Annotated in this window: 21 protein-coding genes; 15 read left to right on the forward strand and 6 right to left on the reverse strand. The window is 74.1% G+C overall.

Going from position 1 to position 24,745, the window contains the following annotated elements:
- Positions 1-364: 364 nt before the first annotated feature.
- On the forward strand, positions 365-1,648 hold the full coding sequence (locus AB0K43_RS22175) for a hypothetical protein (RefSeq protein ID WP_363642306.1): 1,284 nt from the start codon (positions 365-367) through the stop codon (positions 1,646-1,648).
- Positions 1,649-1,693: 45 nt separating this feature from the next.
- Here AB0K43_RS22175 and AB0K43_RS22180 read toward each other — a convergent pair whose 3' ends face one another.
- A complete protein-coding gene (locus AB0K43_RS22180) occupies positions 1,694-2,242 on the reverse strand; it encodes a YbhB/YbcL family Raf kinase inhibitor-like protein (RefSeq protein ID WP_363642308.1) in 549 nt (182 codons plus the stop codon).
- A gap of 137 nt (positions 2,243-2,379) precedes the next feature.
- Between AB0K43_RS22180 and AB0K43_RS22185 the strand changes: the two genes are divergently transcribed.
- The 4 genes from AB0K43_RS22185 (at position 2,380) to AB0K43_RS22200 (ending at position 5,775) form a co-directional block, all read left to right on the forward strand.
- Positions 2,380-3,333, forward strand: coding sequence for a helix-turn-helix transcriptional regulator (locus tag AB0K43_RS22185; protein WP_363642310.1), 954 nt, complete (start codon positions 2,380-2,382; stop codon positions 3,331-3,333).
- 83 nt (positions 3,334-3,416) lie between these two features.
- Positions 3,417-4,310: a LysR family transcriptional regulator gene (locus tag AB0K43_RS22190; RefSeq protein ID WP_363642312.1), complete on the forward strand. Its 894-nt coding sequence runs from the start codon at positions 3,417-3,419 to the stop codon at positions 4,308-4,310.
- A gap of 140 nt (positions 4,311-4,450) precedes the next feature.
- A complete protein-coding gene (locus tag AB0K43_RS22195; RefSeq protein ID WP_363642314.1) occupies positions 4,451-4,930 on the forward strand; it encodes an ATP-binding protein in 480 nt (159 codons plus the stop codon).
- Positions 4,930-5,775 carry a CoA ester lyase gene (locus AB0K43_RS22200; protein WP_363642316.1) on the forward strand — a complete coding sequence of 282 codons (846 nt, stop codon included), beginning with the start codon at positions 4,930-4,932 and terminating at the stop codon, positions 5,773-5,775. The genes AB0K43_RS22195 and AB0K43_RS22200 overlap by 1 nt, the downstream gene beginning before the upstream one ends.
- Positions 5,776-5,827: 52 nt before the next feature.
- Here the strand turns inward: AB0K43_RS22200 and AB0K43_RS22205 are convergent, their stop codons facing one another.
- Entirely contained in the window at positions 5,828-6,403 is a 576-nt protein-coding gene (locus AB0K43_RS22205; RefSeq protein WP_363642318.1) for a MaoC family dehydratase, read from the reverse strand.
- Positions 6,404-6,602: 199 nt separating this feature from the next.
- On the opposite strand from AB0K43_RS22205, the gene AB0K43_RS22210 reads away from it, so the two are divergent.
- The 6 genes from AB0K43_RS22210 (at position 6,603) to ugpC (ending at position 13,473) form a co-directional block, all read left to right on the forward strand.
- Complete coding sequence (locus AB0K43_RS22210) at positions 6,603-7,826, forward strand: CaiB/BaiF CoA-transferase family protein (protein WP_363642320.1); 1,224 nt, start codon at positions 6,603-6,605, stop codon at positions 7,824-7,826.
- Entirely contained in the window at positions 7,816-9,054 is a 1,239-nt protein-coding gene (locus AB0K43_RS22215) for an SLC13 family permease (protein ID WP_363642322.1), read from the forward strand. The genes AB0K43_RS22210 and AB0K43_RS22215 overlap by 11 nt, the downstream gene beginning before the upstream one ends.
- A gap of 166 nt (positions 9,055-9,220) precedes the next feature.
- Positions 9,221-10,498, forward strand: a complete 1,278-nt coding sequence (locus AB0K43_RS22220; RefSeq protein ID WP_363642324.1) for an ABC transporter substrate-binding protein — start codon at positions 9,221-9,223, stop codon at positions 10,496-10,498.
- A complete protein-coding gene (locus tag AB0K43_RS22225) occupies positions 10,495-11,421 on the forward strand; it encodes a sugar ABC transporter permease (protein WP_363642326.1) in 927 nt (308 codons plus the stop codon). Before AB0K43_RS22220 ends, AB0K43_RS22225 begins: the two co-directional genes overlap by 4 nt.
- Positions 11,421-12,251 (forward strand): carbohydrate ABC transporter permease, encoded by an 831-nt coding sequence (locus AB0K43_RS22230; protein ID WP_363642364.1) that lies wholly within the window; start codon positions 11,421-11,423, stop codon positions 12,249-12,251. Before AB0K43_RS22225 ends, AB0K43_RS22230 begins: the two co-directional genes overlap by 1 nt.
- A 34-nt stretch (positions 12,252-12,285) precedes the next feature.
- Positions 12,286-13,473 (forward strand): sn-glycerol-3-phosphate ABC transporter ATP-binding protein UgpC, encoded by a 1,188-nt coding sequence (ugpC, locus tag AB0K43_RS22235; RefSeq protein WP_363642328.1) that lies wholly within the window; start codon positions 12,286-12,288, stop codon positions 13,471-13,473.
- Positions 13,474-13,534: 61 nt separating this feature from the next.
- Here the strand turns inward: ugpC and pstS are convergent, their stop codons facing one another.
- From pstS to AB0K43_RS22255, 4 genes are all read right to left on the reverse strand, one after another.
- Positions 13,535-14,722, reverse strand: a complete 1,188-nt coding sequence (pstS, locus tag AB0K43_RS22240; RefSeq protein WP_363642330.1) for a phosphate ABC transporter substrate-binding protein PstS — start codon at positions 14,720-14,722, stop codon at positions 13,535-13,537.
- 132 nt (positions 14,723-14,854) lie between these two features.
- Positions 14,855-15,259 (reverse strand): nuclear transport factor 2 family protein, encoded by a 405-nt coding sequence (locus AB0K43_RS22245; protein ID WP_363642332.1) that lies wholly within the window; start codon positions 15,257-15,259, stop codon positions 14,855-14,857.
- A gap of 81 nt (positions 15,260-15,340) precedes the next feature.
- On the reverse strand, positions 15,341-16,240 hold the full coding sequence (locus tag AB0K43_RS22250; RefSeq protein ID WP_363642366.1) for a formylglycine-generating enzyme family protein: 900 nt from the start codon (positions 16,238-16,240) through the stop codon (positions 15,341-15,343).
- A gap of 194 nt (positions 16,241-16,434) precedes the next feature.
- Entirely contained in the window at positions 16,435-17,856 is a 1,422-nt protein-coding gene (locus AB0K43_RS22255; protein ID WP_363642334.1) for a sulfatase, read from the reverse strand.
- Positions 17,857-18,497: 641 nt separating this feature from the next.
- Between AB0K43_RS22255 and AB0K43_RS22260 the strand changes: the two genes are divergently transcribed.
- From AB0K43_RS22260 to AB0K43_RS22275, 4 genes are all read left to right on the forward strand, one after another.
- The gene (locus AB0K43_RS22260) at positions 18,498-19,064 is read left to right on the forward strand and encodes a GNAT family N-acetyltransferase (protein WP_363642336.1); all 567 of its coding nucleotides are present in this window, start codon (positions 18,498-18,500) and stop codon (positions 19,062-19,064) included.
- Positions 19,065-19,179: 115 nt separating this feature from the next.
- Entirely contained in the window at positions 19,180-21,423 is a 2,244-nt protein-coding gene (locus AB0K43_RS22265; protein ID WP_363642338.1) for a WD40 repeat domain-containing protein, read from the forward strand.
- 123 nt (positions 21,424-21,546) lie between these two features.
- The gene (locus AB0K43_RS22270) at positions 21,547-22,104 is read left to right on the forward strand and encodes a hypothetical protein (protein WP_363642340.1); all 558 of its coding nucleotides are present in this window, start codon (positions 21,547-21,549) and stop codon (positions 22,102-22,104) included.
- 249 nt (positions 22,105-22,353) lie between these two features.
- A complete protein-coding gene (locus AB0K43_RS22275) occupies positions 22,354-24,696 on the forward strand; it encodes a hypothetical protein (RefSeq protein ID WP_363642342.1) in 2,343 nt (780 codons plus the stop codon).
- Positions 24,697-24,745: the final 49 nt, after the last annotated feature.

The following is a 24,745-nucleotide window of genomic DNA, read 5'->3' on the forward strand; positions in this document are numbered from 1 at the left end:
TTCGAAGGCACCGCGGGGACGGCGGGTGGGACAGGTCTGTGTGGCCGGGGCCCGGGTGGTGGAGACCGCGGGCCCCGGCCACAACAGGCGTCGGCCACGCCGCGTGGCCGACCTGCTCAGCAGCCCGTTACGGGGGGTGGTGGAGCTGCCGTGGACGGGATCCTAGAACCGCTGACCCGCTGTGACCAGTGCTTCGACCAGGAAGGTTTCGGGCGCGAACATGCCACCGGTGGGGTGGCGGGAAGGCGCCTTACGCCGATCGGGCGGACCCGGAACGCCCCGCCCGCCCGCGCCCGTGATGCTTCGACCGCGGAGCGTGACGGGTGTCCTAGCGTGTGGGCTCTCCGGCCGAAAGGGATCCCTCATGCCCGTCTCCTCCCGCCGTACCCGGCTCGCCCGGGCCGCCCTGGCCGCGTGCGGCGTCTCGGTGCTGCTCGCCCCGTCCGCCGGCGCCGCCGTACCCGACCCGGGATCCGAGGGCGGTGGTGGGCGGGGCGAGGTGGTCACCGTGACGACCGCGCGGGTCGGTGCGCCGGGCAATCCGGCCGTCGCGGTGGTGCCGTTCACCGATGCGGTCTACCGTTCCTGCGCCGATGCGCCGGCGGGCTCGACCGGCTGTCTGATGGTCGGCGCCGTGGCCGCCCCGTACGAGCTCGGCCGGTTCGAGGTCACCGTCGGCCAGTGGGTGGCCTTCCTGAACACGGCGGACCGCACCGGCCGTGACCCGCACCGGCTCTACGACCGCTCCGAGGGCTCCTCGGCGTGGCCGAAGTACGGCTCGGTCGACTTCTCGGCCGACGCCCCGGACGGCCGCCACTACTCGGTGGCGTACCCGCAGTGGGCGGACAAGCCGTACGGCTTCGCCGACTTCCTCAAGGCCGCCCGCTTCGTCAACTCGCTCTACAACGGCCGGTTGCTGTCCGAGCGTTCGAGCACCAGCGGCAGCTTCGAGTACGTCGACTACCAGGTCGAGCTGTCGCCGCAGACCGAGCGCGGGATGTACGACCTGGCCCGGCCCGACGCGACCCGCGCCCACGACTCCGGCTTCGTGGTGCCGAGCCAGGACGAGTGGATCAAGGCGGCCTACTACGACCCCAACGGGGGCGGCACCTACTCGTACTGGAAGTACCCGACCAATCCCGGGGTGTTCGGTGACGGCGACGCCACCGCGCCGTCGTCCACCGTGCTGGACCCCGCGACCGGCGAGGTCACCAACGCGGCCACCCAGCCGCTGGCCTCGTACCACGCGGACGGCGTCGCGGCCCCGAGCTGGTGTCCCGGCCAGGTGCAGCCGGTGGCCTGTGCGACCGTCAACCCCTTCGGGCTGGACCCGATCGCCTACCGCACGGCCTACCAGGGCAGCCTGAGCAGCGTCGGCCAGGCGCGGACCACCTCGCCGTGGGGCACCCTCGACCAGGGCGGCAACGCGGTCGAGTGGACCGATACCATCACGCCGCCGCCGGCCGGTGGCGACCCGGCCCGGGTCTGGCGCCGGGAGCACGGCGGGGTGTCCAACGCGCCCGCGTACCAGATGTGGCCCTCGGCGGTGGGGTTGCAGCCGCAGGACAACCCGTTCTTCAGCCACACCTACCCGTGGCTCGGCTTCCGGGTCGGGGTGGTCGGCGACCACGGGCCCTGCGCGCACTGACGGTGCCTCACCGGGGGTGCCCGCCCGCGGGGCACCCCCGTCCGGTCAGCGGCGGGCGGTGCCGGTCAGCAGGGCCCGGCCGATGATGTGGCCGGACATGGTGAAGGCCGCGACGGTCGGCGGGGTGTCGGCCGGCAGCTGGAGGCTGGGGACGTCCAGCGCGTACACCGAGACCTCGTAGTGGTGCAGGAGGTCGCCGACCGGCGGGCAGGGCCCGAAGTAGCCGACCTGGCCGGAGTCGCTGGTGCCGGCGACCGCGCCGGCCGGGAGGGCCTCGCCCAGGCCGGTGCTGCCGGCGGGGAGGTCCCAGGTCAGCCAGTGCCAGAAGCCGGCGCCGGTGGGCGCGTCCGGGTCGAACATGGTGACGGCGAAGCTCCGGGTGCCCTGCGGTGCCCCGCTCCACTCCAGCGTGAACTGCCGGTTGGCGCCCGCGCAGCCGAAGGCGTCGGCCCAGGCGTCGGCCGGCAGCGGGCCGTCGGCGTCGAAGTCGGGGCTGGTCACCGTGAACGGGGCGACGCCCTCCGGGAGGCCGCGGCGGACGGGGCGGTAGCCGTAGCCGTCGATCTCGGCGGCGGCAGGGGTGGTGCTGGTCATGAGGTCCTCCTCGGACGGTTGCTCGGGTTCCACGATCACCGGGCGCCGACCGGGCGGGAAGGCTCTCCCGATGCTGGTACTCGCGCTACCAGGCCCGGAGCTGGGAGAACGCGGCGCGATGCCGGACGATGGGTGTCGTGGAGCACCGAACGACACCCCGCCGACCAGCACCGCAGCGCACCGAGCTGGCGCAGTTCCTGCAGGCCATGCGCGCCCGCCTCGGGCCGCTGGACGTCGGGCTCCCGGAGACCGGGCGGCGGCGCACCCCGGGGCTGCGGCGCCAGGAGGTCGCCCAGCTCGCGGCGGTCAGCATCGACTGGTACATCAGGCTCGAACAGGGCCGGGTCGGCACCCCCGGGGTCGCGGTGCTCGACGCGCTGGCGCAGGCGCTGCGGCTGTCGGTCGCCGAGCGCCGGCACCTGCATGTGATCGCCCGCGGGCAGTCCCCGGTCGGTGTGGCGGCGCCGCTCCCGGTCGCGGACTCGCTGCGGGTGCTGCTGGACGGGATGCCGCTGCTGCCCGCGTACCTGGTCGACTTCCGCTTCGACGTGCTGGCGCACAACGCGGCGGCCGCCGCGCTCTTCGGTGAGGACTTCGGCACCGGTGCGGCCGGCAACAGTGCCAGGACGCTGTTCCTGGTGCCGCGGGTGCGCGAGATGCAGCTGGACTGGGCGCAGGTGGCCCGCGAGATGGTCGGCCACCTGCGGGCCAACCTGGCCCGGCACCCGGGTGACCCGAGGCTTCTCGAGGTGATCGCCGAACTCCGTTCGGAGAGCCCCGAGTTCGGTGCCTGGTGGGACGATCACACGGTGCGCCAGCGGGCGCACGGCACCAAGCGGCTGCACCATCCGGCGGTCGGCCCGCTGACCGTCCGCTACGACATGCTGGCCACCCTCCAGGACGGGGACCAGTGCCTGACCGTGGTCACCCCCGCGGACCCGGCCGCGGAACTCGCGCTGCGGGAGATGCTGGTGCACCGCTCCAACGCCCTGACCCGGCCGGACGTGCGGACCCTCGCCGCCCGCACGCCCCCGACCGAGACGCCGGCCGACCGCGCGCACCCGGCCGCCCGCCGACCCGCCAGGCCCTGAACCCGCCAGACCCTGAACCCGCCGGTCCCAATCCCCCGTTTCGCGGTCGAGCTGCGACGATGCGCCGCACGTATGGTGGACTCATGGAGATCAGGGAGTTGCAGTGGTTCGTGGCTCTCGCGGAGTCCGAGCACGTGACCTCCGCGGCGGAGCGCCTCAACATCGCCCAGCCCACCCTCTCCCGCGCCATCGCGCGGCTGGAGAAGCGGGTCGGCGTGCCGCTGTTCGACCGGCACCAGAACCGGCTGCGCCTCAACAAGTACGGCGAGGTGTTCCGCGCCCACGCCGTACGCGCCATCAGCGAGATCGACCTCGCCGAGCAGCGCATCGCCACCCTGGTCGACCCCGACACCGGGACCATCGCGCTCGGCTTCCTGCACTCCTACGGCACCTGGCTGGTCCCGCGGATCCTCACCGGCTACCGCACCCTTGCCCCCGCGACCACCTTCGAACTGCGCGGCAGCGCGGCCGACGTGGTGGTCGACGGCGTCCGGCGCGGGCGGCTGGACCTGGGGATCACCAGCCCCCGCCCGGCCGGCGACGACCTGCGCTGGACGCCGCTCCAGGACGAGCCGCTGTGCCTGCTCGTGCCCGCCGGGCACCCGCTGGCCGGCCGGTCGCAGGTGGCGGCGGCGGAGCTCGCCGGCGAGGAGTTCGTGGCCCTGCAGCCCGAGTACGGGCTGCGTCAGGTGGCCGACCGGCTGTGCGCGGAGGCCGGCTTCACCCCCCGGATCGTCCTGGAGTGCACCGAACTCAGCACGCTGCGCACGCTGGTGGCATCCGGACTCGGGGTGGCCGTGGTGCCCGCTACGGGTGACGAGGCCACCCACGAGGGCCGCGCCGTCCGGGTGCCCCTCACGGATCCGGGGGCGCACCGGACGATCGGGGTGGTGGTGCCGGCGGAGGGGCCGCGGGCCGCCGTGGTGGCGCGGTTCTACGCGTACGTCCGCTCCACCGCCCGGCTCCCGGCCGGGTGAGTCGGTCGGGCGAGTCGGTCGGGCGAGTCCGCCGGGTCGGCCGGGTCGACCCCCGTGAGCTGGGACGATGCGTCCTGGGTATGGCCCCGCCGCAGACCGGTCATTTCACAGCGGGGGTGGCGCCGTCCGAGCATGGCGGCATGAGCACAAACCTTTCCACCACCGGCCCCGGGCCCCGTGGGGACGGGTGTCCGGCCGAGGATCGGCCGCCCCGCCGCCACGGCCTGCTGGTCCTCGCGGCCGAGGAGCACCTGGTGTGCACCGTGCGGCACTACGTCTCGGCCGTGCTGGCGGGCTGGGGTGTCGGCGAGGGCGCCCGGGACGCGGCCGTCCTGATCGTCGGTGAACTGGCCGCCAACGCCGCCGCGTACGGCGGTGCGCAGATGTCGGTGAGCCTGTCGCTGTGCGAGCGGGCGCTGTGCGTCGAGGTGGCGGACTTCGGCGCCGTCCCGCCCGCGCGCGCCTGCCGCCGCCTGCCCCGCGAGGAGGGTGAGCACGGGCGCGGACTCGCCATCGTGCACCATCTCGCGGACTGGGTCGAGACCGAGGCGGCGACCCGCCGGTGCACCGTCCGGGCGGGCCTCGACCTCACCTGCGGGTCCACCTCGGAGGAGAGCTGATGGCCCTCGACCCGCGCTACGCCCGCTCCTGGCTGTTCACACCGGCCGACCGGCCCGAGCGCTACCCCCGCCCGGGCGGGCCGGACGCGGACGCGGTCATCCTCGACCTGGAGGACGCCGTCGCCCCCGACCGCAAGGACTTCGCCCGGGCCTGCCTCGGCCGCCTCGGGGCGGACGGCCCGCCGGTCTGGGTGCGCGTCAACGACCGGGCCGGCGAGCACTGGCACGCGGACCTGCGGGTGGCGGCCCGGCTCCCGGTGCTCGCGGGCGTGATGCTGCCCAAGGCCGAGCACCCCGAGGCCGTCACCGCCACGGCCGCGCTGCTGCCCGCAGGCACGCCGGTGGTCGCGCTGGTCGAGACCTCGCTCGGGATCGAGAACGCCTTCGCGGTCGCCGCCGCGCCCGCCACCTTCGCCCTCGCCTTCGGCGTCGCCGACTTCCGGCGCGAGACCGGCCTCGGCGACGCCCCCGAGGCCTGGGCCTACCCCCGCACCCGGCTGGTCGTCGCCAGCCGGGCGGCCGGTCTGCGCGGGCCGATCGACGGCCCGGCGATGCAACTCGACGCCGTCGACGCCGTCCGGCAGGAGGCCGCCCGGGGCCGGGCCGGGGGCTTCACCGGCAAGCTCTGCCTGCACCCCGCGCAGATCGCCCCCGTGAACGCGGCCTTCGGCCCGGACCCGGCGCAACTCGCCTGGGCCCGCCGGGTGCTGGAGCACGCCGCGGACAGCCACGGCGCGGCCGTCCGGCTGGACGGCGAGATGATCGACCGCCCCCGCCTGGAGTACGCCCGCGACCTGCTGGCCACCGCGGCGGCGCAGACCGGCGACGGCAGCGCCGGCCGCTGAACGCGCGAAGGGCCCCGCGGCAGCCGCCGCGGGGCCCTTCCCCCGTACCGGATCACCCGTCCAGGCCCGCCGCCGCCCGGGAGCGTTCGTCCCACACCGGCTCCACCGCGTGGAACGACGGCCCGTGCCCGCGCCGGTACACCAGCAGCGTCCGCTCGAAGGTGATCACGATGACGCCGTCCTGGTTGAACCCGATGGTGCGGACGGTGACGACCCCCACGTCGGGGCGGCTCGAGGAGGCCCGGGCCGAGAGCACCTCGGACTGCGAGTAGAGGGTGTCGCCCTCGAACACCGGGTTCGGCAGCCGCACGCGGTCCCACCCGAGGTTCGCCATCACGTGCTGGGAGACGTCGGTGACGCTCTGCCCGGTCACCAGGGCCAGGGTGAAGGTGGAGTCGACCAGCGGCCTGCCCCACACCGTCCCGGCCGAGTAGTGCCGGTCGAAATGCAGCGGCGCCGTGTTCTGCGTCAGCAGGGTCAGCCAGGAGTTGTCGGTCTCCAGCACGGTCCGCCCCAGGGGGTGCCGGTAGACGTCCCCGACCGTGAAGTCCTCGAAGTAGCGGCCGGGCCAACCCTCCGCGGGTACCCGGTCGGCAGCGGTCCGGTGGTGGTTCTCCTCGTTCGTCATACCGCCATTGTCGAAAACCGGATCCGACCCTGTGAAATGACGAAATCGGCTCCCTGCCATACGCGTTGGACATGGTCCGCGGCCCGCGCCGGACCATGCGGCGGACGCATGGACGCACCGACAATCCGTCATTTCACAGCGGCCCGCGGGCGGCGGACAGTGTCTCCACATCCGAGCAGGATCCTCAAGGAGCACGTCCATGCCAGAGCCGCACCACCCGTACAGCCCCGGAGCGGGAGTCGAGGACGGCCCACTCGCCGGCCTCGTCGTCCTCTCCCTCGAACAGGCCGTGGCCGCACCGTTCGCGACCCGGCAGCTCGCCGATCTGGGCGCCCGCGTCATCAAGATCGAAAGGCCCGGCACCGGCGACCTCGCCCGGGGCTACGACCGCACCGTCCGGGGCATGTCCAGCCACTTCGTCTGGCTCAACCGGGGCAAGGAGAGCGTCCAGCTCGACGTCCGCTCGCCGGAGGGCAACCGGCGGCTGCACGAACTGGTCGACCGGGCCGACGTGCTCGTCCAGAACCTCGCCCCCGGCGCGGCCGACCGGCTGGGCATCGGCCACACCGTCCTCGCCGCCCGGCACCCCCGCCTGATCACCTGCGACATCTCCGGCTACGGCAGCACCGGCGAGTACCGCGACCGCAAGGCGTACGACCTGCTGGTGCAGAGCGAGGCCGGCCTGCTGGCCATCACCGGCACCCCCGAGACCCCCTCGAAGGTCGGCCTGTCCATCGCCGACATCTGCGCCGGCATGTACGCCTACTCCGGCATCCTCACCGCGCTGCTGGAGCGCACCCGCACCGGCCGCGGCACCCGGCTGGAGATCTCCATGCTCGAAGCCCTGGGCGAGTGGATGGGGTACGCCGAGTACTTCACCCGCTACGGCGGCACGCCCCCCGCCCGCACCGGGGCCGACCACGCCACCATCGCCCCCTACGGCCCGTTCCCGACCCGCGACGGGCGGATCGTGATGCTCGGCCTGCAGAACGCCCACGAGTGGACGGCCTTCTGCGAGCTGGTGCTGCGCAGACCCGCCCTGTCGGCCGACGCCCGGTTCGCCGGTAACGCCGACCGGGTCCGGCACCGGGCCGAACTCGACGCCCTGGTACGGGAGACCACGCTCGCCCTGACCGAGGCCGAGCTGCTCGGCCGGCTGGACGAGGCCCGGATCGCCCACGCGAGGCAGCGCACCGTGCGGGAGTTCGGCGAGCACGTCCAACTGCGCGCCCGCGGCCGCTGGGCCGCCTTCGACAGCCCGGTCGGTGAACTGAGCGGCCTGATCCCGCCGGTCACCGTGCACGGGCGCACCCCCGACCGCCTGCGGCCGGTGCCCGCGCTGGGCGAGCACACCCGCACCGTCCTCGCCTGGCTCGACGAGCCGCCCACCGCACTCCCGGAGGATCCCCGCCATGTCCACTGATCTGATCGGCGTCCTGGTCCTGGTCGTCGTCTTCGTGCTGGCCGCCCTGCGCGGCCTCAACATGGGCATACTCGCCCTGATCTCGGCCTTCCTGTTCGGCACGGTGTGGCTCGGGCACCCCGCGAAGGAGGTGCTGGCGGGCTTCCCGGTCGACATGTTCGTGGTCCTGGTCGCCGTCACCTTCCTCTTCGGCATCGCCCGCACCAACGGCACGGTCGACTGGCTGGTGCACGCCGCCGTGCGCGCCGCCGGCAACCGGGCCGCGGTGGTGCCCTGGATCCTGTTCCTGCTGGCCACGGCGCTGTGCGCGACCGGCGCCGCCTCCCCGGCCGCGGTCGCCATCCTGGCGCCGATCGGCATCACCTTCGCCGTCCGCCACCGGATCAGCCCGCTCTACGTCGGCCTGATGGCCGTCAACGGCGCCGCCGCCGGCAGCTTCGCCCCCACCGCCATCCTCGGCGGCATCGTGAACTCCTCCCTCGCGGCGAACCACCTGAAGGTCGGCGCGACGGCCCTGTTCGCGGGGACCTTCGCGGTCAACGCGGCCGCCGCCGGCATCACCTGGCTGGTCTTCGGACGCGGCCGCACGCTCGCCACGGTCGCCGACGAGGACGGTGCCGCCGACCAGGCCCCGCCGGCGCCCGGGGTCGAACAGGTGGCCACCCTGGTCGCGCTGGTGCTCCTGGTGACCGGGACCACCGTGCTCGGGCTGGACACCGGCCTGTTCGCCCTCACCCTGGCCGCGGCCCTCGCCCTGGTCTTCCGCAGCACCGCTCAGCGCGCCACCCGGGAGATCGCCTGGCCGGTGGTCCTGCTGGTCTGCGGGATCGTCACCTACATCGCCCTGCTGCAACGCCTGGGCGTGGTGGACTCGCTCGGCAGCTCGATCGCGGCGGTCGGCGCCCCGCTGCTGGCCGCCCTGCTGATCTGCTACGTCGCCGGAGTGGTGTCGGCCTTCGCCTCCACCACCGGCATCCTCGGCGCGCTGATGCCGCTCGCCGCGCCGTTCCTCGCCTCGGGGTCCATCGCGACCACCGGCACGGTCGTCGCCCTCGCCTCGGCCGCGGTGGTGGTGGACGCGAGCCCGTTCTCCACCAACGGCGCCCTGGTGGTCGCCAACGCCCCCGAGCAGCTCCGGTCCGCGACCTACCAGGGGCTGCTGCGCTGGGGAGCGGGCGTGTGCGCGATCGCCCCGTTCGCGGTGTGGGCGGCCTTCGTGGTGCTCTGATCGATGACCTCGAGGACGCCGCAGGCCCCGGCCCGCGACGGGCGGGGGCCTGCGGCATTACGCCGTCCGGTCGGTCCCCGGGCCGAACCCGGGAGTGTCCCCGGTGCGGCGGCGCCCGCCTCCGTAGCGTGAGCCCGCCAGGTCCTTCCCCGACGGCAGGAGTGCGATGCCCAGGCGCCCGAGGCTCCGCCGGCGGTGGCCCGCGGCCGCCGCCGCACTCGCGCTGGCCAGCTCGCTGCTGGCCGGCTGCGGAAGCGGTGGCGGCAGCGGCCCCGTGGTCCTGAACTGGTACAACTTCCCCGACGACTCGGGCGCGTTGCAGCAGGCGGCCGACCGGTGCAGCCAGGCCTCCGGGGGCCGCTACCGGGTCCAGTACAACAAGCTGCCGCGGACGGCGGACGGCCAGCGCCAGCAACTGGTGCGACGGCTGGCCGCGCACGACGCCGAGGTCGACATCATGGGCCTGGACGTCACCTGGCCCGCGGAGTTCGCCGAGGCCGGCTGGATCCGCGAGTGGACCGGGGAGCGCAAGCAGCAGGCCACCGCCGACACCCTCGACGCCGCCGTGCAGACCGCGACCTGGAAGGGCAGGCTGTACGGCGCCCCCTACAACTCCAACACCCAACTGCTCTGGTACCGCGACGACCTGGTGCCGACGCCGCCGAAGAGCTGGGCCGAGATGCTGACCCAGGCCGAGGCCCTGGCCAAGGCGGGCAAGCCGCACTACGTCGAGATCCAGGGCGCCCAGTACGAGGGCCTGACGGTCTGGTTCAACACCCTGGTCACCAGCGCGGGCGGATCGATCCTCACCCCGGACGCCCAGGCGCCCTCGCTCGGCCCGCCGGCCGTGGTCGCCGCCGGGATCATGCACGACACCGCCGTCTCCGCGGCCGCCGACCCCTCGCTGCCCAACCAGATGGAGGATCAGAACCGGCTCGCCATGGAGTCCGGCACGGCCGCCTTCGAGCTCAACTACCCCTTCGTCTACCCGTCGATGAAGGCCAACCAGCCCGACCTCTTCCCGCACTTCAAGTGGGCCCCCTACCCCGGGGTCACCGCCGACCGGCCGGCCACCGTGACCATCGGCGGCATCGACCTGGCGGTCGGCACCTACACCCGGCAGCCCGACCTCGCCTTCGAGGCCACGCTGTGCCTGCGCGACCGCGAGAACCAGCTCACCAACGCGCTGGAGGGCGGCCTGCCACCCTCGCTGCGCAGCCTCTACCAGGCCGCCGAGCTGACCAAGAGCTACCCGTTCGCGGCGGACGTGCTGGCCGCCCTCGACACCGCCAGCGTGCGGCCGCAGACCCCGGCCTACCAGAACGTGTCGATCGCCATCTCGCACACCCTGTCGCCGCCCGCCTCGATCCGGCCCGAGAGCACCGTCGCCGACCTGCGCGGCCAGATCCAGGACGCCCTCGGATCCAAGGGGTTGATCCCGTGAGCCCGTCCACCAAGGCCGCCGCCGGGCACGGCCGGGCCGAACTCTCCGAAGGCGCCCGGCAGGAGCGCCGGCTCGGCCTGCTGCTGTGCGCGCCCGCGGTGATCGTGATGGTCGCCGTCACCGCCTACCCCATCGCGTACGCGATCTACCTCTCGCTCCAGCGCTACGACCTGCGCTTCCCCGGGCAGGCCCACTGGGTCGGGCTCAGCAACTACGGGGCGGTGCTGTCCTCGCCGTTCTGGTGGCAGGCGCTGTGGGTGACGGTGCTCATCACGGTGGTCTCGGTGGCCATCGAGCTGGTCCTCGGGATGGCGCTGGCGCTGGTGATGCACCGGGCGATCTTCGGCCGGGGCGCCGTCCGCACCGCAGTCCTGATCCCGTACGGCATCGTCACGGTGGTCGCCGCGTACTCGTGGCAGTACGCGTGGACCCCGGGCACGGGCTACCTGGCGGCGCTGCTGCCGGCCGGGAGCGCGCCGCTGACCGACCAGTGGCAGGCGATCGGGCTGATCATCATCGCCGAGGTCTGGAAGACCACGCCGTTCATGGCGCTGCTGCTGCTCGCCGGACTCGCCCTGGTGCCCGGTGAGACGGTGCGGGCGGCGATGGTCGACGGGGCGAACTTCTGGCAGCGGCTGCGGCTGGTGATCCTGCCGCTGATGAAGCCGGCCATCCTGGTCGCGCTGCTGTTCCGCACCTTGGACGCGTTCCGGATCTTCGACAACATCTACGTGCTGACCGGCGGCTCCAACGACACCGGATCGGTCTCGATCCTCGGCTACGACAACCTCTTCACCGCCCTCAACCTCGGCATCGGGTCGGCGATCTCGGTGCTGATCTTCCTGTGCGTGGCGGTCATCGCCTTCTTCTTCATCAAGATCTTCGGCGCCGCGGCGCCGGGCGGCGAACCGGAGCGGCGATGATGTCCCACCGCGGCAGGACCCTCACCGGCTGGGGTGTCGTCAACCTCATCGTGGTGCTGTACGCGCTGTTCCCGGTCTGGTGGATCGTGGCGCTCTCGTTCAAGGACCCGAGCACGCTCAGCGACGGCGACTTCATCCCGCGCAAGTGGACCTGGGCCAACTACCGCGGCATCTTCCAGACCTCGGAGTTCACCCGGGCGCTGATCAACTCGATCGGCATCGCGGTGATCGCCACCACCATCGCGGTGGTGCTCGGCACGATGGCCGCGTACGCGGTGGCCCGGCTGCGCTTCCCCGGCAAGCGGCTGCTGATCGGGATGTCGCTGCTGATCGCGATGTTCCCGCCGATCTCGCTGGTCTCGCCGCTGTTCAACATCGAGCGGGTGCTCGGGATCTTCGACACCTGGCCGGGGCTGATCATCCCCTACATGACCTTCTCGCTGCCGCTGGCGATCTACACCCTCTCCGCGTTCTTCCGGGAGATCCCGTGGGACCTGGAGAAGGCCGCCAAGGTGGACGGCGCCACCGCGGCCCAGGCGTTCCGCCTGGTGATCGCGCCGCTGGCCGCGCCCGGGGTGTTCACCACCGGGATCCTGGTCTTCATCTTCTGCTGGAACGACTTCCTCTTCGCGATCTCGCTGACCTCCACCACCGCCGCCCGCACCGTCCCGGCGGCGATCGCCTTCTTCACCGGCAGTTCGCAGTTCCAGCAGCCGACCGGGTCCATCGCCGCGGCGGCCGTGGTGATCACCGTACCCATCGTGATCTTCGTGCTGCTGTTCCAGCGCCGCATCGTCGCCGGCCTCACCGCCGGCGCAGTCAAGGGATGACCCGCCCACCACGGCGGGATCAGGAAGGCAGACCGTGGCCGAGATCGTCCTCGACGGCATCACCAAGCGCTACCCCGACGGCGCCCTCGCCGTCAGCGACTTCAACCTCAGCATCGCCGACGGCGAGTTCGTCATCCTGGTCGGCCCCTCCGGCTGCGGCAAGTCCACCACCCTCAACATGATCGCGGGGCTGGAGGACATCACCGAGGGCACGCTGCGGATCGACGGCCAGGTCGTGAACGACCGCGCGCCCAAGGACCGCGACATCGCCATGGTGTTCCAGAGCTACGCCCTCTACCCGCACATGAACGTCCGCGACAACATGGGCTTCGCGCTCCGGCTCGCCAAGACCGACAAGGCCGTCATCAACACCAAGGTGGAGGAGGCCGCCCGGATCCTCGACCTCACCCAGCACCTCGACCGCAAGCCCGCCAACCTCTCCGGCGGGCAGCGCCAGCGGGTCGCGATGGGCCGCGCCATCGTGCGCGACCCGAAGGCCTTCCTGATGGACGAGCCGCTCTCCAACCTGGACGCCAAGCTCCGGGTCCAGATGCGCACCCAGATCGCCGCGCTGCAGCGGCGCCTGGGCACCACCACGGTCTACGTCACCCACGACCAGGTCGAGGCCATGACCCTCGGCGACCGCGTGGTGGTGATGCGGGGCGGCCTGGTCCAGCAGGTCGGCACCCCGCAGTACCTCTACGACGCACCGGTCAACCTCTTCGTCGCCGGCTTCATCGGCTCCCCCGGGATGAACTTCCTCGGTGCCACCCTGGAGCACAACCTCCTGCGCACCTCGCTCGGGGACCTGCCGGTCGACGACCGCCTGCGCCGCCTGCTGGAGCAGCAGGACGCACCGCGCGAACTCATCGTCGGCATCCGGCCCGAGGACTTCGAGGACGCCGCCCTGATCGACGACCAGCCCACCGGCATCACCTGTACGGCCACCGTCGAGGTCCGGGAATCGGTCGGCTCCGACGTCTTCGTCCACTTCACCGAGGAGGGCGGGCCCGCGGGCTCGGCCGAACTCGCCGAACTCGCCGCCGACTCCGGCCGCGCCGACACCGGGATGCAGGGGCACCAGGTCGTCGCCCGCCTCAGCCCCGCGACCCGCGCCGCCGAGGGCGAGCCCCTGGAGCTGTGGATCGACACCGGTCGGATCCACGTCTTCGACCCGGCCGGCGGTGCCAACCTCACCCACCCGGAACGGGCCGGGGCCTGACGGGGCCTGACGGGGCTGCCCGCCCGTCCGGGGGCGGCGGGCGGGCGGGCGGGGTGGTCGGTCAGCTCAGGGTGGGGATCACGGCCTGGACCTTGGAGGTCAGCGCGGCGGGCAGCGGGACGTAGCCCTGGCTGCCGATGGCCTGCTGGCCGTCGTTGCTGGCGGTGTAGGTGAGGAAGGACTTCAGCAGGTCCAGCGAGCCGGACTTGTTGCCCTGGTTGCAGACGATCTCGTACGTCACCAGCACCAGGGGGTAGGCGCCGTCCTGCTGGGTGCCGTAGTCGAGGCTCAGGGCGAGGTCGCTGCCGGTGCCGGTGACCTGGGAGGCGGCGAGCGTGGTGGCCGCGGCGGCGGGGGTGGCCTGGACCGGCGTGGAGGCGCCGGTGTCGATCGCGGCGCTCTTCAGCTTGTTGGTCTGGGCGAAGGAGAGCTCGACGTAGCTGATCGCGTTCTTGACCTGCTTGACCTGCGCCGCGACCCCGGCGCTGCCGCTGGCGGACTGGCCGCCCTGGCCCGTCCAGGCCTTGCCCGGCGGGTAGGGCCACGCGCCGGCGGAGGTCTTGGCGAGGTACTGGGTCAGGTTGTCCGTGGTGCCCGAGTCGTCACCCCGGTGGATGCTCTGGATCTCCGCGGCCGGCAGGTTCACACCCGGGTTGAGCGCGGTGATCGCGGGGTCGTTCCACTGGGTGATCTGCGAGTTGAAGATCTTCGCGATGGTCGGCCCGTCCAGGACGAGGTTGTCGACCCCGTCGATGTTGTAGACGATCGAGATCAGGCCACCGACCATCGGCAGGTCGATGCCCTGCCCGCCGGTGCAGACGGCCTTGGAGGCGTCGACCTCGGCCGGCTTCAGCGCGGAGTCGCTGCCCGCGAAGGCGACCTTGCCCTGGTTGAACTGCTGGACGCCGGCGCCCGAGCCGCTCGCACCGTAGTTGATGGTGGTGCCGGGGCAGGCCGAACTGTAGGCGGCCTTCCACACGTCGATGGCATTGGCCTGCGCCGTGGATCCGGCGCCCAGCAGCTGGCCGCTCTGCGCGCAGGCGATCGGGGAGCCGGACGCCGATCCGGACGCCGACGGGGATGCCGACGGGGATGCCGACGGGGATGCCGATCCGGAGGTCGATCCTGCTGCGGAGGGCGGGGGAGAGGCGGCTTCGCTGCCGCAGGCCGCGAGCGGCACGGCGCAGGCGAGCACCAGCACGCCGTGGGCGAGGTTCCTGACGAGGGGGAAGGTGGCCCGAGCGGGCATGGGGGGCTCCTGGGTGGCCTGGACGATTCCAGGGTCATGGTTCCCAAGAGCGTCTCCGCGGACGCTGAGCGACACGCTGACCAGCAGATCTGTTCACCTGCGTCAGCCGGTTGCCGAGGCGCCGGCGCAGTGTCAGGGGAGCAGCGCCGCCGCGGTCTGGGCGGTGTCCTCGGTGCCCCGGTAGTAGGCGATCTTCCCGTCGCGGAAGCCGAACCGGTGGTGCAGGTCCATCGCCACCGTCCGCCCGCTGGCCCGGTGGGTGGCCCGCAGCCGCACCACGGTCAGTACGTCGCTCTCGTTCGCGGCGAAGGACAGCGGAGTGAACTCCTCGACCTCCATGGTCGACCCGAACTGCTCGAAGAACTCGGCGACCTCAGTCTTCCCGTGCCGCACCCCGTACCACGGGGCGACGGTGGAGGTGGTCTCCGAGGCCCAGTCGACGTCGTCGGTCAGCTCGGCCAGGATCCCCGGCACGTCTGCGCTCCCGAACGCCGCGTAGACCGATCGGATCGTCTCGATCATGCTCTGCTCGCTCACCGGACACGCACCTCTCCGGTCGGTGGATCAACCCTCCTTCTCCATGCTAGGAGCGATGCGGCCGACCTGCGACGGCAGTCATCAGCGGGGTCGGTGCGGGCCGCCGGCCGCCACCCGGAAGCCGATGTTGCCGGTGGAGCTCTCGGGGGTGTTGGAGCTGCGGGCCGCCACCCGGTAGCGGTTGCAGTAGGAGTCGTGGCACAGGTGCGAGCCGCCGCGCATCACCCGGGCGGTGCCGGTGGGCGGGCCGACCGGGTCGACCCGCGGCCCGGTGCGGTGGAAGTCGACGCTGAACCGGTCGGCGCACCACTCCCAGACGTTGCCGACCGTGTTGTGGAGGCCGAAGCCGTTCGGACGGTAGGCGCGGGCGGGGGCGGTGCCGCGGTGCCGGCCGGTGTGGGAGGTGGGGAAGACGCCCTGCCAGATGTTCAGCAGCTCCTTCCCGCCCGGCGCCAGGTCGTCGCCCCACGGGTAGCGGCGCTGCTCCTGGCCGCCGCGGGCGGCGTACTCCCACTCGGCCTCGGTGGGCAGCCGGGTGCCGGACCACGCGCAGTAGGCCCGGGCGTCGTTCCAGGAGACGTGCACCACCGGGTGGGCCTGGCGGGCGGCGAAGTCGGATCCGGGGCCTTCCGGGCTCCGCCAGGCGGCGCCTTCGACCATGTGCCACCAGGGGACCCCGACGACGGTGCGGGAGGCGGCCCGCAGCCCGGCGGGCAGGAAGCCGCCGAAGACGAAGGAGGAGCCGAAGCGCTCGGCGTCCGTGACGTACCCGGTGTCCTTGACGAAGGACGCGAACTCGGCGTTGGTGACGGTCGTCGGGGAGATCCGGAAGGCCCCGAGCTCGATCTCGCGGACCGGGCCCTCGCCGTCGGCGGGGAGAGCGACCGGGTCGTCGGTGCCCATCAGGAAGCGCCCGCCGGGCAGGGCGAGCAGCCCTCGGGCGGCCCGGAGCGCGGCCGGGGAGGGCGGCGGCGGGGGCATCGGCGGCGGTGTCGGGGGCGCGAGGGTGAGCAGGATCGGGGTCGGTGCGGCGCTGGGCTCGGCCGCGGACTGTTCGGGGGTGCAGCAGGCGCGCATCGGTGCATCCAAGGAGTGGTCCGGTGGTCTTCGTGGGAGAAGGGCGGGCCCGGCCGCCCGTGGGGCCTCCGGGCGGCCGGTGGGGTGGGGTGGCCCGATCAGGCCGAGCGCTCGGCGGCCAGCGCGGCCGCGAGGGCCGGGATGCCGAGCCGCTGCTCGTCCTGGGGCGTGGCCCCGTAGAGCTTGTTGGTCAGCTGGTGCGGGTCGCCGACCAGGTCGTAGTACTCGCGGAACAGCACCGACCCGGTGCCGGTGGGCCGGCCCGCCGCGTCGGTGTGGAGCTGGTAGTACTCGGTGTACTGCTCGGTGCCGCTCACGTACGAGGACCAGGTGTGCGGGCCGCCGGCGCCCGTGCCGTGCTTCCACCATTCGACCAGCAGGTGGTCGCGCCGGTGCCCGGTGAGCAGCGAGTGGCCGTCCTGCGGGGTGTCGGGCGTGATGCCCACCGCGTCGAGGATGGTCGGGGCGATGTCGATGGTGGCCACGATCCGGTCGTCGACGGTGCCCGAGCCGAGGCCCCCGGCGGGCCAGGAGACGTAGAACGGCACCTCGAAGGCCGGGCGGTAGGGCACCGACTTCTTCAACCAGCCGTGGTCGGCCCAGGTGTAGCCGTTGTCGCCGAGGTAGAAGACCAGGGTGTTGTCCAGCTGGCCGAGGGCCGCGAGCTTGTCGTGGATCTCCTGGACGGCGTCGTCCACCGAGAGCAGCGTGCGCAGCTGCCGCCGGCGCAGCGCCTGCCCGTCGGCCAGGGTGGCGGTGGCGGCCTGGATGAAGTCCGGCTTGTCGCTGCGGTCCGGCTCCGTGACGCCGGGTCGGCCGCTCCAGGCGGGGACGGGCGTGTCCGCGTACTTCGGCTCGGGTGTGTTCGGCTCGTGGGAGGCCTTGGGCGCGACGAAGGCGAACCAGGGCCTGGGGTCGGTGGCCGCCTTGTCGAGGAAGGCCAGGGTGCGGTTCTTGATGACCGTGGTGCTGTAGCCGGGGATGGTGCGCACGGTGCCGTTGTCGTTCCAGGTGCCGTCGTTGTAAATGACGGGGCTCTCCAACAGCCACTCCTCGAAGTGCGGCGGGTTGTCGGCGGTGTGCCAGGCGTTCAGGTACTTGCCGAACAGGCCGGTGCGGTAGCCGGCCTGCTGGAGGTAGCGCTGCACCGTGGTGTGCTGGTCGAGGTTGTACGGCGAGGAGTTGTCGAGGACGCCGTGGTGGTGCGCCTGGCGCCCGGAGAAGATCGAGGAGCGGGAGGGGGCGCAGAGCGGGGTGGTGACGTGGCCGGCGGTGAACCGTACGCCGTGGCCGGCGAGCCAGCCGACGGTGTTCGGGGTGGCCCACTCGGTCTGCTTGGGCTGGTCGTCGGTGAGGATGACCAGGATGTTGGGGCGGGCGCCCGCCGCTGCGGGGATGGCGACCGCCGGGGTGGCCGCGGCGAGGGCGCCGGCCGCGGGGGCGACGCCCGCGACCGCCACGGCGGCGGCTCCGGCGAGGAACTCCCGTCGTCCGACGTGACCCAGGTCGTTCCGGCTCATGGAGCAGTCCCTTTCGTCGGCGGGTGGGGCCGGGCTGGGTGCGGGCCCCGGGAGCGAAGGTAGGTTCGGCGCGAGAGCGCCCGCAATGCGCTGCCGGCGTTCAACATGTGCATTTCACGGCGCTGTTGCGGGCCGTCATGCCGGGGCCGCAGACGTACCGTCAGCGGACGCCGTGCTCCGCCGGGCGGTCGGTCGGTGCGCGCCCGCCGAGGGCCGGGCGGCGGTCGCGAGTCTTACGGCTCTGGGACGGTGCAACGCCGGTCACCGGCGGTGCCGAGCCAGCATCCGGGGCGTCCCGGCGCGCGTCTTTCGGATCTCTTACGGTGCCGGGCCGGCCGGGGCCGAACCGGCCGCCGGGCAAACGGGGGCGGAGTTCGCGGTTTCGCCCCGGTGTCCCCGGGGCGGCCGATCGTTACCGCTGAGTAACAGTCGGCCGCCGGCCCCGACCGGACGCCTGGGCGGGCGGGTGTGCGGGCGCCCGCCCGGTGCGCTCCCGGGCCCCGGGCGCTTCGTGCTCGACCTGGCCTGCGACCTGCGCCGCCACCCCCTGCGAGCTGCGCCGCCCCCGCCGGAAGGCGGGTTGATCTTCGCGCGTAGAGGTGATCTGATGGCCGCCCGGTGTGTCGAAAGGGGGGCCTGCCGTGCGCCCACTGAACTCGCTACCCGTACCGACCCTGGTGGACGGTCAGGTGGTGATCCGCCGTCCCGAGGCCGGCGACGCCGCGACCGTCCTGGCCGGCACCCGCGACCCGCTGGTCCGGGAGTTCATGCAGGGGGTGGTCCCGCACCGGGACCTGGCGGCGGCCGAACGCTGGCTCGCCGAAGTCCCGCCACTGCTCTGGGCCGAAGGCCGGGCCGCCTACTTCTCGGTGGCCCTCGGTGACGGACCCTCGGTCGGCTGGGCCGAGCTGGTGGACCTGCGGCCCGCCGAGGGGGCCGCCGAGGCCGCGGTCTGGCTGTTGCCGGGGGCGCGCAGTCTCAAGGTGGCGAGCGCCGCCCTGCGCCTGATCTGCCGCTTCGGCTTCGACCAGCTGGGACTGCGCCGAATTGACGCGTACGCTGCTGCGGATAATATGCCGGTTCAGGTGGTTGGTGCATACATCGGATTCCGCCGGGCCGGCTTCCGGCCGGAGCTGTTCCGCAGCTCCCGGACCCAAAGGCTGCACGACGCGGTCTACGCCACCCTGGTGCCTGAGGAACTGTGCTGACGCAGAATCAGGATTGTCGCGCGCGGGGGGCGTTGCGCGGCTGAACGTACCGACGGGAGACCGTCGAGAGGAGAGCGAGATGTCGGTGGAACCCGGAACTCCGGTCGCGGAAACGGTGTCTGACGCACCGGCGGAGCACGGTCTGCTGTTCACCACCGGGGACGAGGGGCTCCCGGCGGGGTACGTCGAGCTGGCCGTCGGCCCCGACGGTGCGATCCGGGTCGGCCGCCGGACGCCGGACGCCGTGGTGGTGCGGACCGGGCGGATCGACCCGGCGATGCTCAAGCGCGTCCTGTCGGCGCTGCGCAAGGCCCGGCCCGGGCTCGCCCCCGACGACCCGGCCCTCGACACCCCCGCCGCGGGCGGCCGCCGGCTCGCCGCGATCGGCGTGCTGCCGGCCGGTGACTCGGTCTGGGACGACGCGACCGCCGCGCCCCTGCCCGGGGTGGGCAACGCCCTGCAGACGCTGGCCGCGCAGATCCTCGACCCGGCGGCCGCCGGCCGGCTGCCCAGCGCGCTGATCGCGCTCGACCAGCCCGACCCCACCCCCGCCGAGCCCACCGCCCGCCCCGCCGCCGCCATCGGCACGGTCGCCGGCCGCCCCGCCTACGCGCTCGCCGAACCCGGCCTCGGCTTCGGACTGGTCGCGCTCGAAGGAGCCGTCCCGCTCGGCGGCTCCGACACCGAGGCCGGCGTGCTGCCCGCAGCCGTCGCCCTCGGCACCGCGGCCGGCCGGGAGCTGTTCGCGGTCGGCGGTGAGGACGGCGCCGTCCAGGTCTGGGACGCCGCCACCGGCGCGCTGCTGCACGGCACCGCCGGCGGCGAGGGCGCGCAGACCGTGGCCGCCGGACTCGTCCAGGGCGTGCCGCTGGTCTTCTCGGCCGGCCGCGAGGGCGAGGTCCAGGCCTGGCACGCCGAGGACGGCCGCGCACTCGGCCTGCTCCCGGTCGCCGGCCACGGCGCCGCCGCGCTGTGCCACGCCCGCTGCGCCGACCTCGACCTGGTCGCCGCCGCCGGCGAGGACGGCCTGGTCCGGGTCTGGGACGCCGCCACCGGCGAGCAGCTCCACCTGCTGGTCGGCCACACCGACCGGGTCACCGTCCTCGCCGTGCTCACCCTCGGCAACCAGGCACTGCTCGCCTCCGCCGGGCTCGACGGCTCGATCCGGCTCTGGGACCTCGCCACCGGACAGCCCGTCGCGGAGCTGACAGGCCACTCCGGCACGGTCACCGGGCTGGCCTTCCTCACCCAGGGCGACGACCCGCTGCTCGCCTCCTGCGCCCTCGACGGCACCCTGCGCACCTGGGACGTCTTCACCGGCAAGGCCCTCAACGGCTGGCCCGCCGAACGCCGCTGGCTCACCGGCCTGGCGGCCGTCGAGGCGGCCGGCCGCACCGTCCTGGTGTCCGGCGACGAGAGCGGCAGCCTGACCTTCTGGGACCCGGCCACCGGCGCCGGCCTCGGCGAGTGTGTCCCGGCCGAGAGCGGCTTCCCGGTCAACGCGCTGGCCGCCGGCGAGCTGCACGGCCGCCCGGTGCTCGCGGCCGGCTACGGCGACGGCACCCTGCGCCTGTGGGACGCCACCCTGCGCACCGAACTGCGGGTCACCGCCCCGGACGGCGGCCCGGTCACGTCGGTGGCACTGTGCCGTACCGACGACCGGCCGCTGGTGGTGTGCGGCACCGCCACCGGCGCCGTCCGCTGCCTGGATCCCCGGGACGGCGTGACGCTGTCCGTCCCGACCCCGCACACCGGAGCGGTCACCGGCCTGGCCTTCGCCGACCCGGTCGAGGACGGCGACGCCCTGCTCGTCTCGGCCGGCGCGGACGGCACCGTCCGGGTCCGTGACGCCCTCACCGGCAGCCCGCTGCTGCGCCTGGCCGCCGATCCGCGCGGTGTCACGGCGCTGGCCGTCGGGCCGGTCGCGGGCCGGCGCGCGGTCGCCACCGGCGGCGCGGACGGCGTGGTGCGGCTCTGGGACGCCCTCGACGGCCGGCCGGGAGCCGAACTGACCGGCCTCGGCGGGCCGGTCGAGGCGCTCGCGCTCGGACTGCTCGGTGACCGCCAGGTGGTCGTCGGCGGCAGCGCCGACGGCGGCGTCCTGCTGTGGGACGCCCAGGACGGCAGCCGGGTCGCCGAACTCGCCGGCGGCGACGCCGCGGTGCGGAGCATGGTCTTCCAGAACCTCGACGGCGAGGCCCTGTTGGCGGCGGGCGACCAGCGTGCGACCCTGCGACTGTGGCACGTCGCCAGCGGCACATTGCTCAACGAGGCCGGGCTGGACCGGGTCCCGCTCGCCATCGCGTTCGGCGACACCGGGCTGCACGTGGTGGGCCCCGGCGGCGCGACCACGCTCTGACCGGGGCGGCCGTACCGCCCGCCGGAACGGCGTTTTTCGATCGTCAACAGGCTTGGGCCAGAGTGGGGACCCAGGTCGGATGGGACCGGGCGTGAGCCTGGGGGGAAGAAGGGTTGGCAGCACGTGAGCGGTACGTCGTTCTACATCGATCTCGACGAGGTCGAGGCCGCGGCCAAGGCGATCCGGACCATGCTGGACGACCTGGAGGGGCCGACGGCCCGGCTTGAGGCCGTGCTCAAGCAGATCAAGCCGACCGTCTACGGCACGGACGCCGTCGGCAAGTCGCTGACCGGCGGCGGCTCGTCCGTCGGCGGGGTGCCCGAGCACCAGCAGCAGGTGTTCGAAGGGGTGAAGAAGTACCTCGCGAACTCGGCCCAGCTGGCGTCCAACCTGGAGCTGATCTGCCAGCGGTACCGGCAGACCGACGACGCGCACGCCGCCGAGCTGGGCCGACTCAACGGGGCCCGCGCCGAAGGCGATCCGGTCGCGGCCGCGCACGTCACCCAGGTCACGCCGCGGGTCCCGCAGAAGGACCCGATCACCCTGACCTCGACCCCGACCCAGGACGGCCCGGCCTACCACAACCCGGACGCGCCCGAGCTCGACTACAACGAGCGCGAAGCCGTCTCCGACGAGGAGCCGCACGCTCCCGCCGGCGGCGGGCGCAACATGCTCATCTAGCCGGGGCGGCCCGGGCGGCACCGTCCGTCCCCGCCCGGGCCGCACCCTGCCGCCGCGCCCGGCACCACCAGGGGCCACCGGCGCCGCACCGCCGCCGCAGGAGCGAGGCGCTGTCACCGTCCCGGCGGTGGAACGGCGCCACCCCCGAACGACGTCCTGTCAGTTGTCCTCCGGTGCACCGCATTCCGTCATCCGTCACACCGCCCGTCCCAGGCCAGCCGGCCAGCCAGCCGAAAAGAGCGACCAGTCATGATCGAGCTCCCGTCCGACCTCGCCGAGGTGCTCAAGGTCGTCCAGAGCAACGAACACGGATCCGGCATCCTCTTCCCCGACGCCGACGAGGAGTTGCTGGGCAAGCTCGCCGCGGCGTGGGAGGAGTGGAACAAGGCCGCCGAACCGGCCGTGCGCACCATCGTGGCGAGCGCCAGCCGGGCGATGGCCAACATGTCCGGCCCCGCGGCCGACAGCTTCGAGGGCTACCTGCGCAAGTACGCGGGCAGTGACCAGGCGCACACCGCCACCACCCTGGACGCCGCGGCCGCCATGGCGCAGTCGCTGCGCGGCGCGCAGGAGGCGGTCACCCAGACCAAGACCGAGATGGTCCGGGAGCTGCAGTACGCCAAGGACTACATGGACCAGAACCCGGCCGGCAAGCACGACGACATCGCCCAGTCCGAAGGCATCAAGACGGCCGCGGACACCTACAACACCTATGTCGGCCAGGTGGGTTCCAGCGTCGACACGATGCTCCGACAGAGCGCCGACCACGTCGAGCGGATGACCGGCGCCGGGCAGGTCGCCCACCTGGGCGGCTCCGGCGGCGGCGGGGACTCGACCACCAGTGCCACCCGGCCCAACGGCGTCCTCGACCCGAGCAGCCTTCAGCACCCGTCCGCGACCGGGCTGGACTCGCTGACGCCGACCACCATGCAGGACGGTTTCAGCGCCGCCATCCCGGACGCCCCCGGGGCCCTCGGCGGTGGCGCCGGCATGCCCGGTGGCGGGGCCGGCGGCGGCCTGCCCGGCGGACCGGACGGCGGTGGCTCGGGGAGCGCCTACAAGCCGCAACTGGCGTCCCTCCAGCCGTTCCAGGCGCCCTCCCCGGTCGGCCGGACGGTGCCCGGCGCGGGCTTCGGCACGGGCGGCACCGGCGGCGGTGGCGGTGGGGCGGGCATGCCGGTGTTCAAGGCCGGCAGCGCTCCTGGCCTCGGACTGTCCGGCCTGACCGGTGGCTCCGGCTCGCTCGGTGGCGCCGGTGGCAGCACCTACAGCCCGTCCGGGCTGACCCCGTGGTCCGGTTCGGGCGCGGGTGGCCCCGGTCCGGGCATGCCCGGCGGCGGGCTCGGCGGCTCCCCGTTCGGTGGCGGCTCGCCGTTCGGCGGGCTCTCCACCCTGGGCGGCGCCGGCGGCGCCGCGGGCGGTGCGCGGTCGGGCACCGCCCGGTACACGCCCGGCGGAGCGACCCCGGCGCGCATCGGCGCGGTCGGGGGCACCGGTTCGCGCGGGGTCGGTGGGGTCGGCGGGGCCGGCGGCCCGGGCGCGGCGCGCGGCTTCGGCGGTGGCGGCGTCGGTGGGGCACTCGGTGGCGGGGGCAGCGGCGGCCGCGGTACGGCCGGTGGTGCGGCGGGCGGCCGCGGCGGCTCGGTCTCCGCCGCGGGCGGCCGGATCGCCCCCGGGAAGTCGGGCCTCAGCATGGCCTCCGGCACCGGCGACAGCGCGATGCGCTCCGGCTCGGGCTCCGGGGTCGGCGGCGCGTCCGGGCGCGGCGGATCCGGTACCGGAGGAACGGCCGTCGGCAGCGGCGCCGCCCGGGGTTCCGGCCCCGGCGGGATGGCCGGCGGCCACGGACCCGGCGGCATGCCCGGCGCGGGCGGCGGTCGCGGTGAGAAGCGGGGCGGGAACCGGTTCGTCCGGCCGAGCCGCTTCGGCGAGAACGGGCCGGAGGACGAGGAGGAGACGGTGCTCGCCGACTCCGGCGTCGACGGCCAGGCCGGCCGGTTCGAGCACAACGACCGCCGCTGGCGGCGGATGCGCCGGCAGTGGCTCGACGCGGCCCGCAGCGACGACCCGGACGCGCCGCAGGCCGCCGAGGACGCCACCGCCGTGCAGCCGGGCGGCGAGAACGCCCTGCTCAACCAGCTCGCCACCGCCCTGCTCGGCCCCGACGCCGCGGGCCCGGCCGAGGGCGGCGACCCGGCCGCGGCCGGCAGCGACGGCACGGCGGAGCGGCCCACCGCCGAGCGATCGGGCGACCGGTCGGGCGACGGGAACGACCGTGGCACCGGCGGCGGCTCCGGCGGCGGTGACCGGGCGGCGTCCACCGGCTCCGCCGATGACGACGCGTACCTCGACCGGGCCCGCTCGGCCGCGGCCCGCCGAGGCCGCCCCGACGAGGACACGGCACCGGCCGGCGGCGCCCGTCCGGCGGGCGAGCCCGCCAGGCCGGCCCCGCTGCGGGAGGAGGGCGGCTACCAGGTGCCCAGCCCGTTCCTGCGGGCCGCGCTCGCCCGACTCGCCACCGGCGGCTCGCCCGAAGGCGGCGGCGCGGCCGCGACCCCGCCGGCCTCGCCGAACGCGGCGGGCTCCCGATGAGCCCGCGCCCCGCCCCGACCTCCCTCCGCCACCCCCGTCCCGGCCACCT

This window comes from Kitasatospora sp. NPDC049258, from assembly GCF_040678895.1.
Classification (GTDB): domain Bacteria; phylum Actinomycetota; class Actinomycetes; order Streptomycetales; family Streptomycetaceae; genus Kitasatospora.

Excerpts from the sequence above, each read along its gene's own strand:
- AB0K43_RS22250 (WP_363642366.1), bottom strand. The coding sequence starts at position 16,240 with ATGCCCCCGCCGCCGCCCTCCCCGGCCGCGCTCCGGGCCGCCCGAGGG.
- AB0K43_RS22180 (WP_363642308.1), bottom strand. The coding sequence starts at position 2,242 with ATGACCAGCACCACCCCTGCCGCCGCCGAGATCGACGGCTACGGCTAC.
- AB0K43_RS22205 (WP_363642318.1), bottom strand. The coding sequence starts at position 6,403 with ATGACGAACGAGGAGAACCACCACCGGACCGCTGCCGACCGGGTACCC.
- AB0K43_RS22210 (WP_363642320.1), top strand. The coding sequence starts at position 6,603 with ATGCCAGAGCCGCACCACCCGTACAGCCCCGGAGCGGGAGTCGAGGAC.
- pstS (WP_363642330.1), bottom strand. The coding sequence starts at position 14,722 with ATGCCCGCTCGGGCCACCTTCCCCCTCGTCAGGAACCTCGCCCACGGC.
- AB0K43_RS22200 (WP_363642316.1), top strand. The coding sequence starts at position 4,930 with ATGGCCCTCGACCCGCGCTACGCCCGCTCCTGGCTGTTCACACCGGCC.
- AB0K43_RS22255 (WP_363642334.1), bottom strand. The coding sequence starts at position 17,856 with ATGAGCCGGAACGACCTGGGTCACGTCGGACGACGGGAGTTCCTCGCC.
- AB0K43_RS22230 (WP_363642364.1), top strand. The coding sequence starts at position 11,421 with ATGTCCCACCGCGGCAGGACCCTCACCGGCTGGGGTGTCGTCAACCTC.
- AB0K43_RS22275 (WP_363642342.1), top strand. The coding sequence starts at position 22,354 with ATGATCGAGCTCCCGTCCGACCTCGCCGAGGTGCTCAAGGTCGTCCAG.
- AB0K43_RS22175 (WP_363642306.1), top strand. The coding sequence starts at position 365 with ATGCCCGTCTCCTCCCGCCGTACCCGGCTCGCCCGGGCCGCCCTGGCC.
- AB0K43_RS22195 (WP_363642314.1), top strand. The coding sequence starts at position 4,451 with ATGAGCACAAACCTTTCCACCACCGGCCCCGGGCCCCGTGGGGACGGG.
- AB0K43_RS22215 (WP_363642322.1), top strand. The coding sequence starts at position 7,816 with ATGTCCACTGATCTGATCGGCGTCCTGGTCCTGGTCGTCGTCTTCGTG.
- AB0K43_RS22190 (WP_363642312.1), top strand. The coding sequence starts at position 3,417 with ATGGAGATCAGGGAGTTGCAGTGGTTCGTGGCTCTCGCGGAGTCCGAG.
- AB0K43_RS22220 (WP_363642324.1), top strand. The coding sequence starts at position 9,221 with ATGCCCAGGCGCCCGAGGCTCCGCCGGCGGTGGCCCGCGGCCGCCGCC.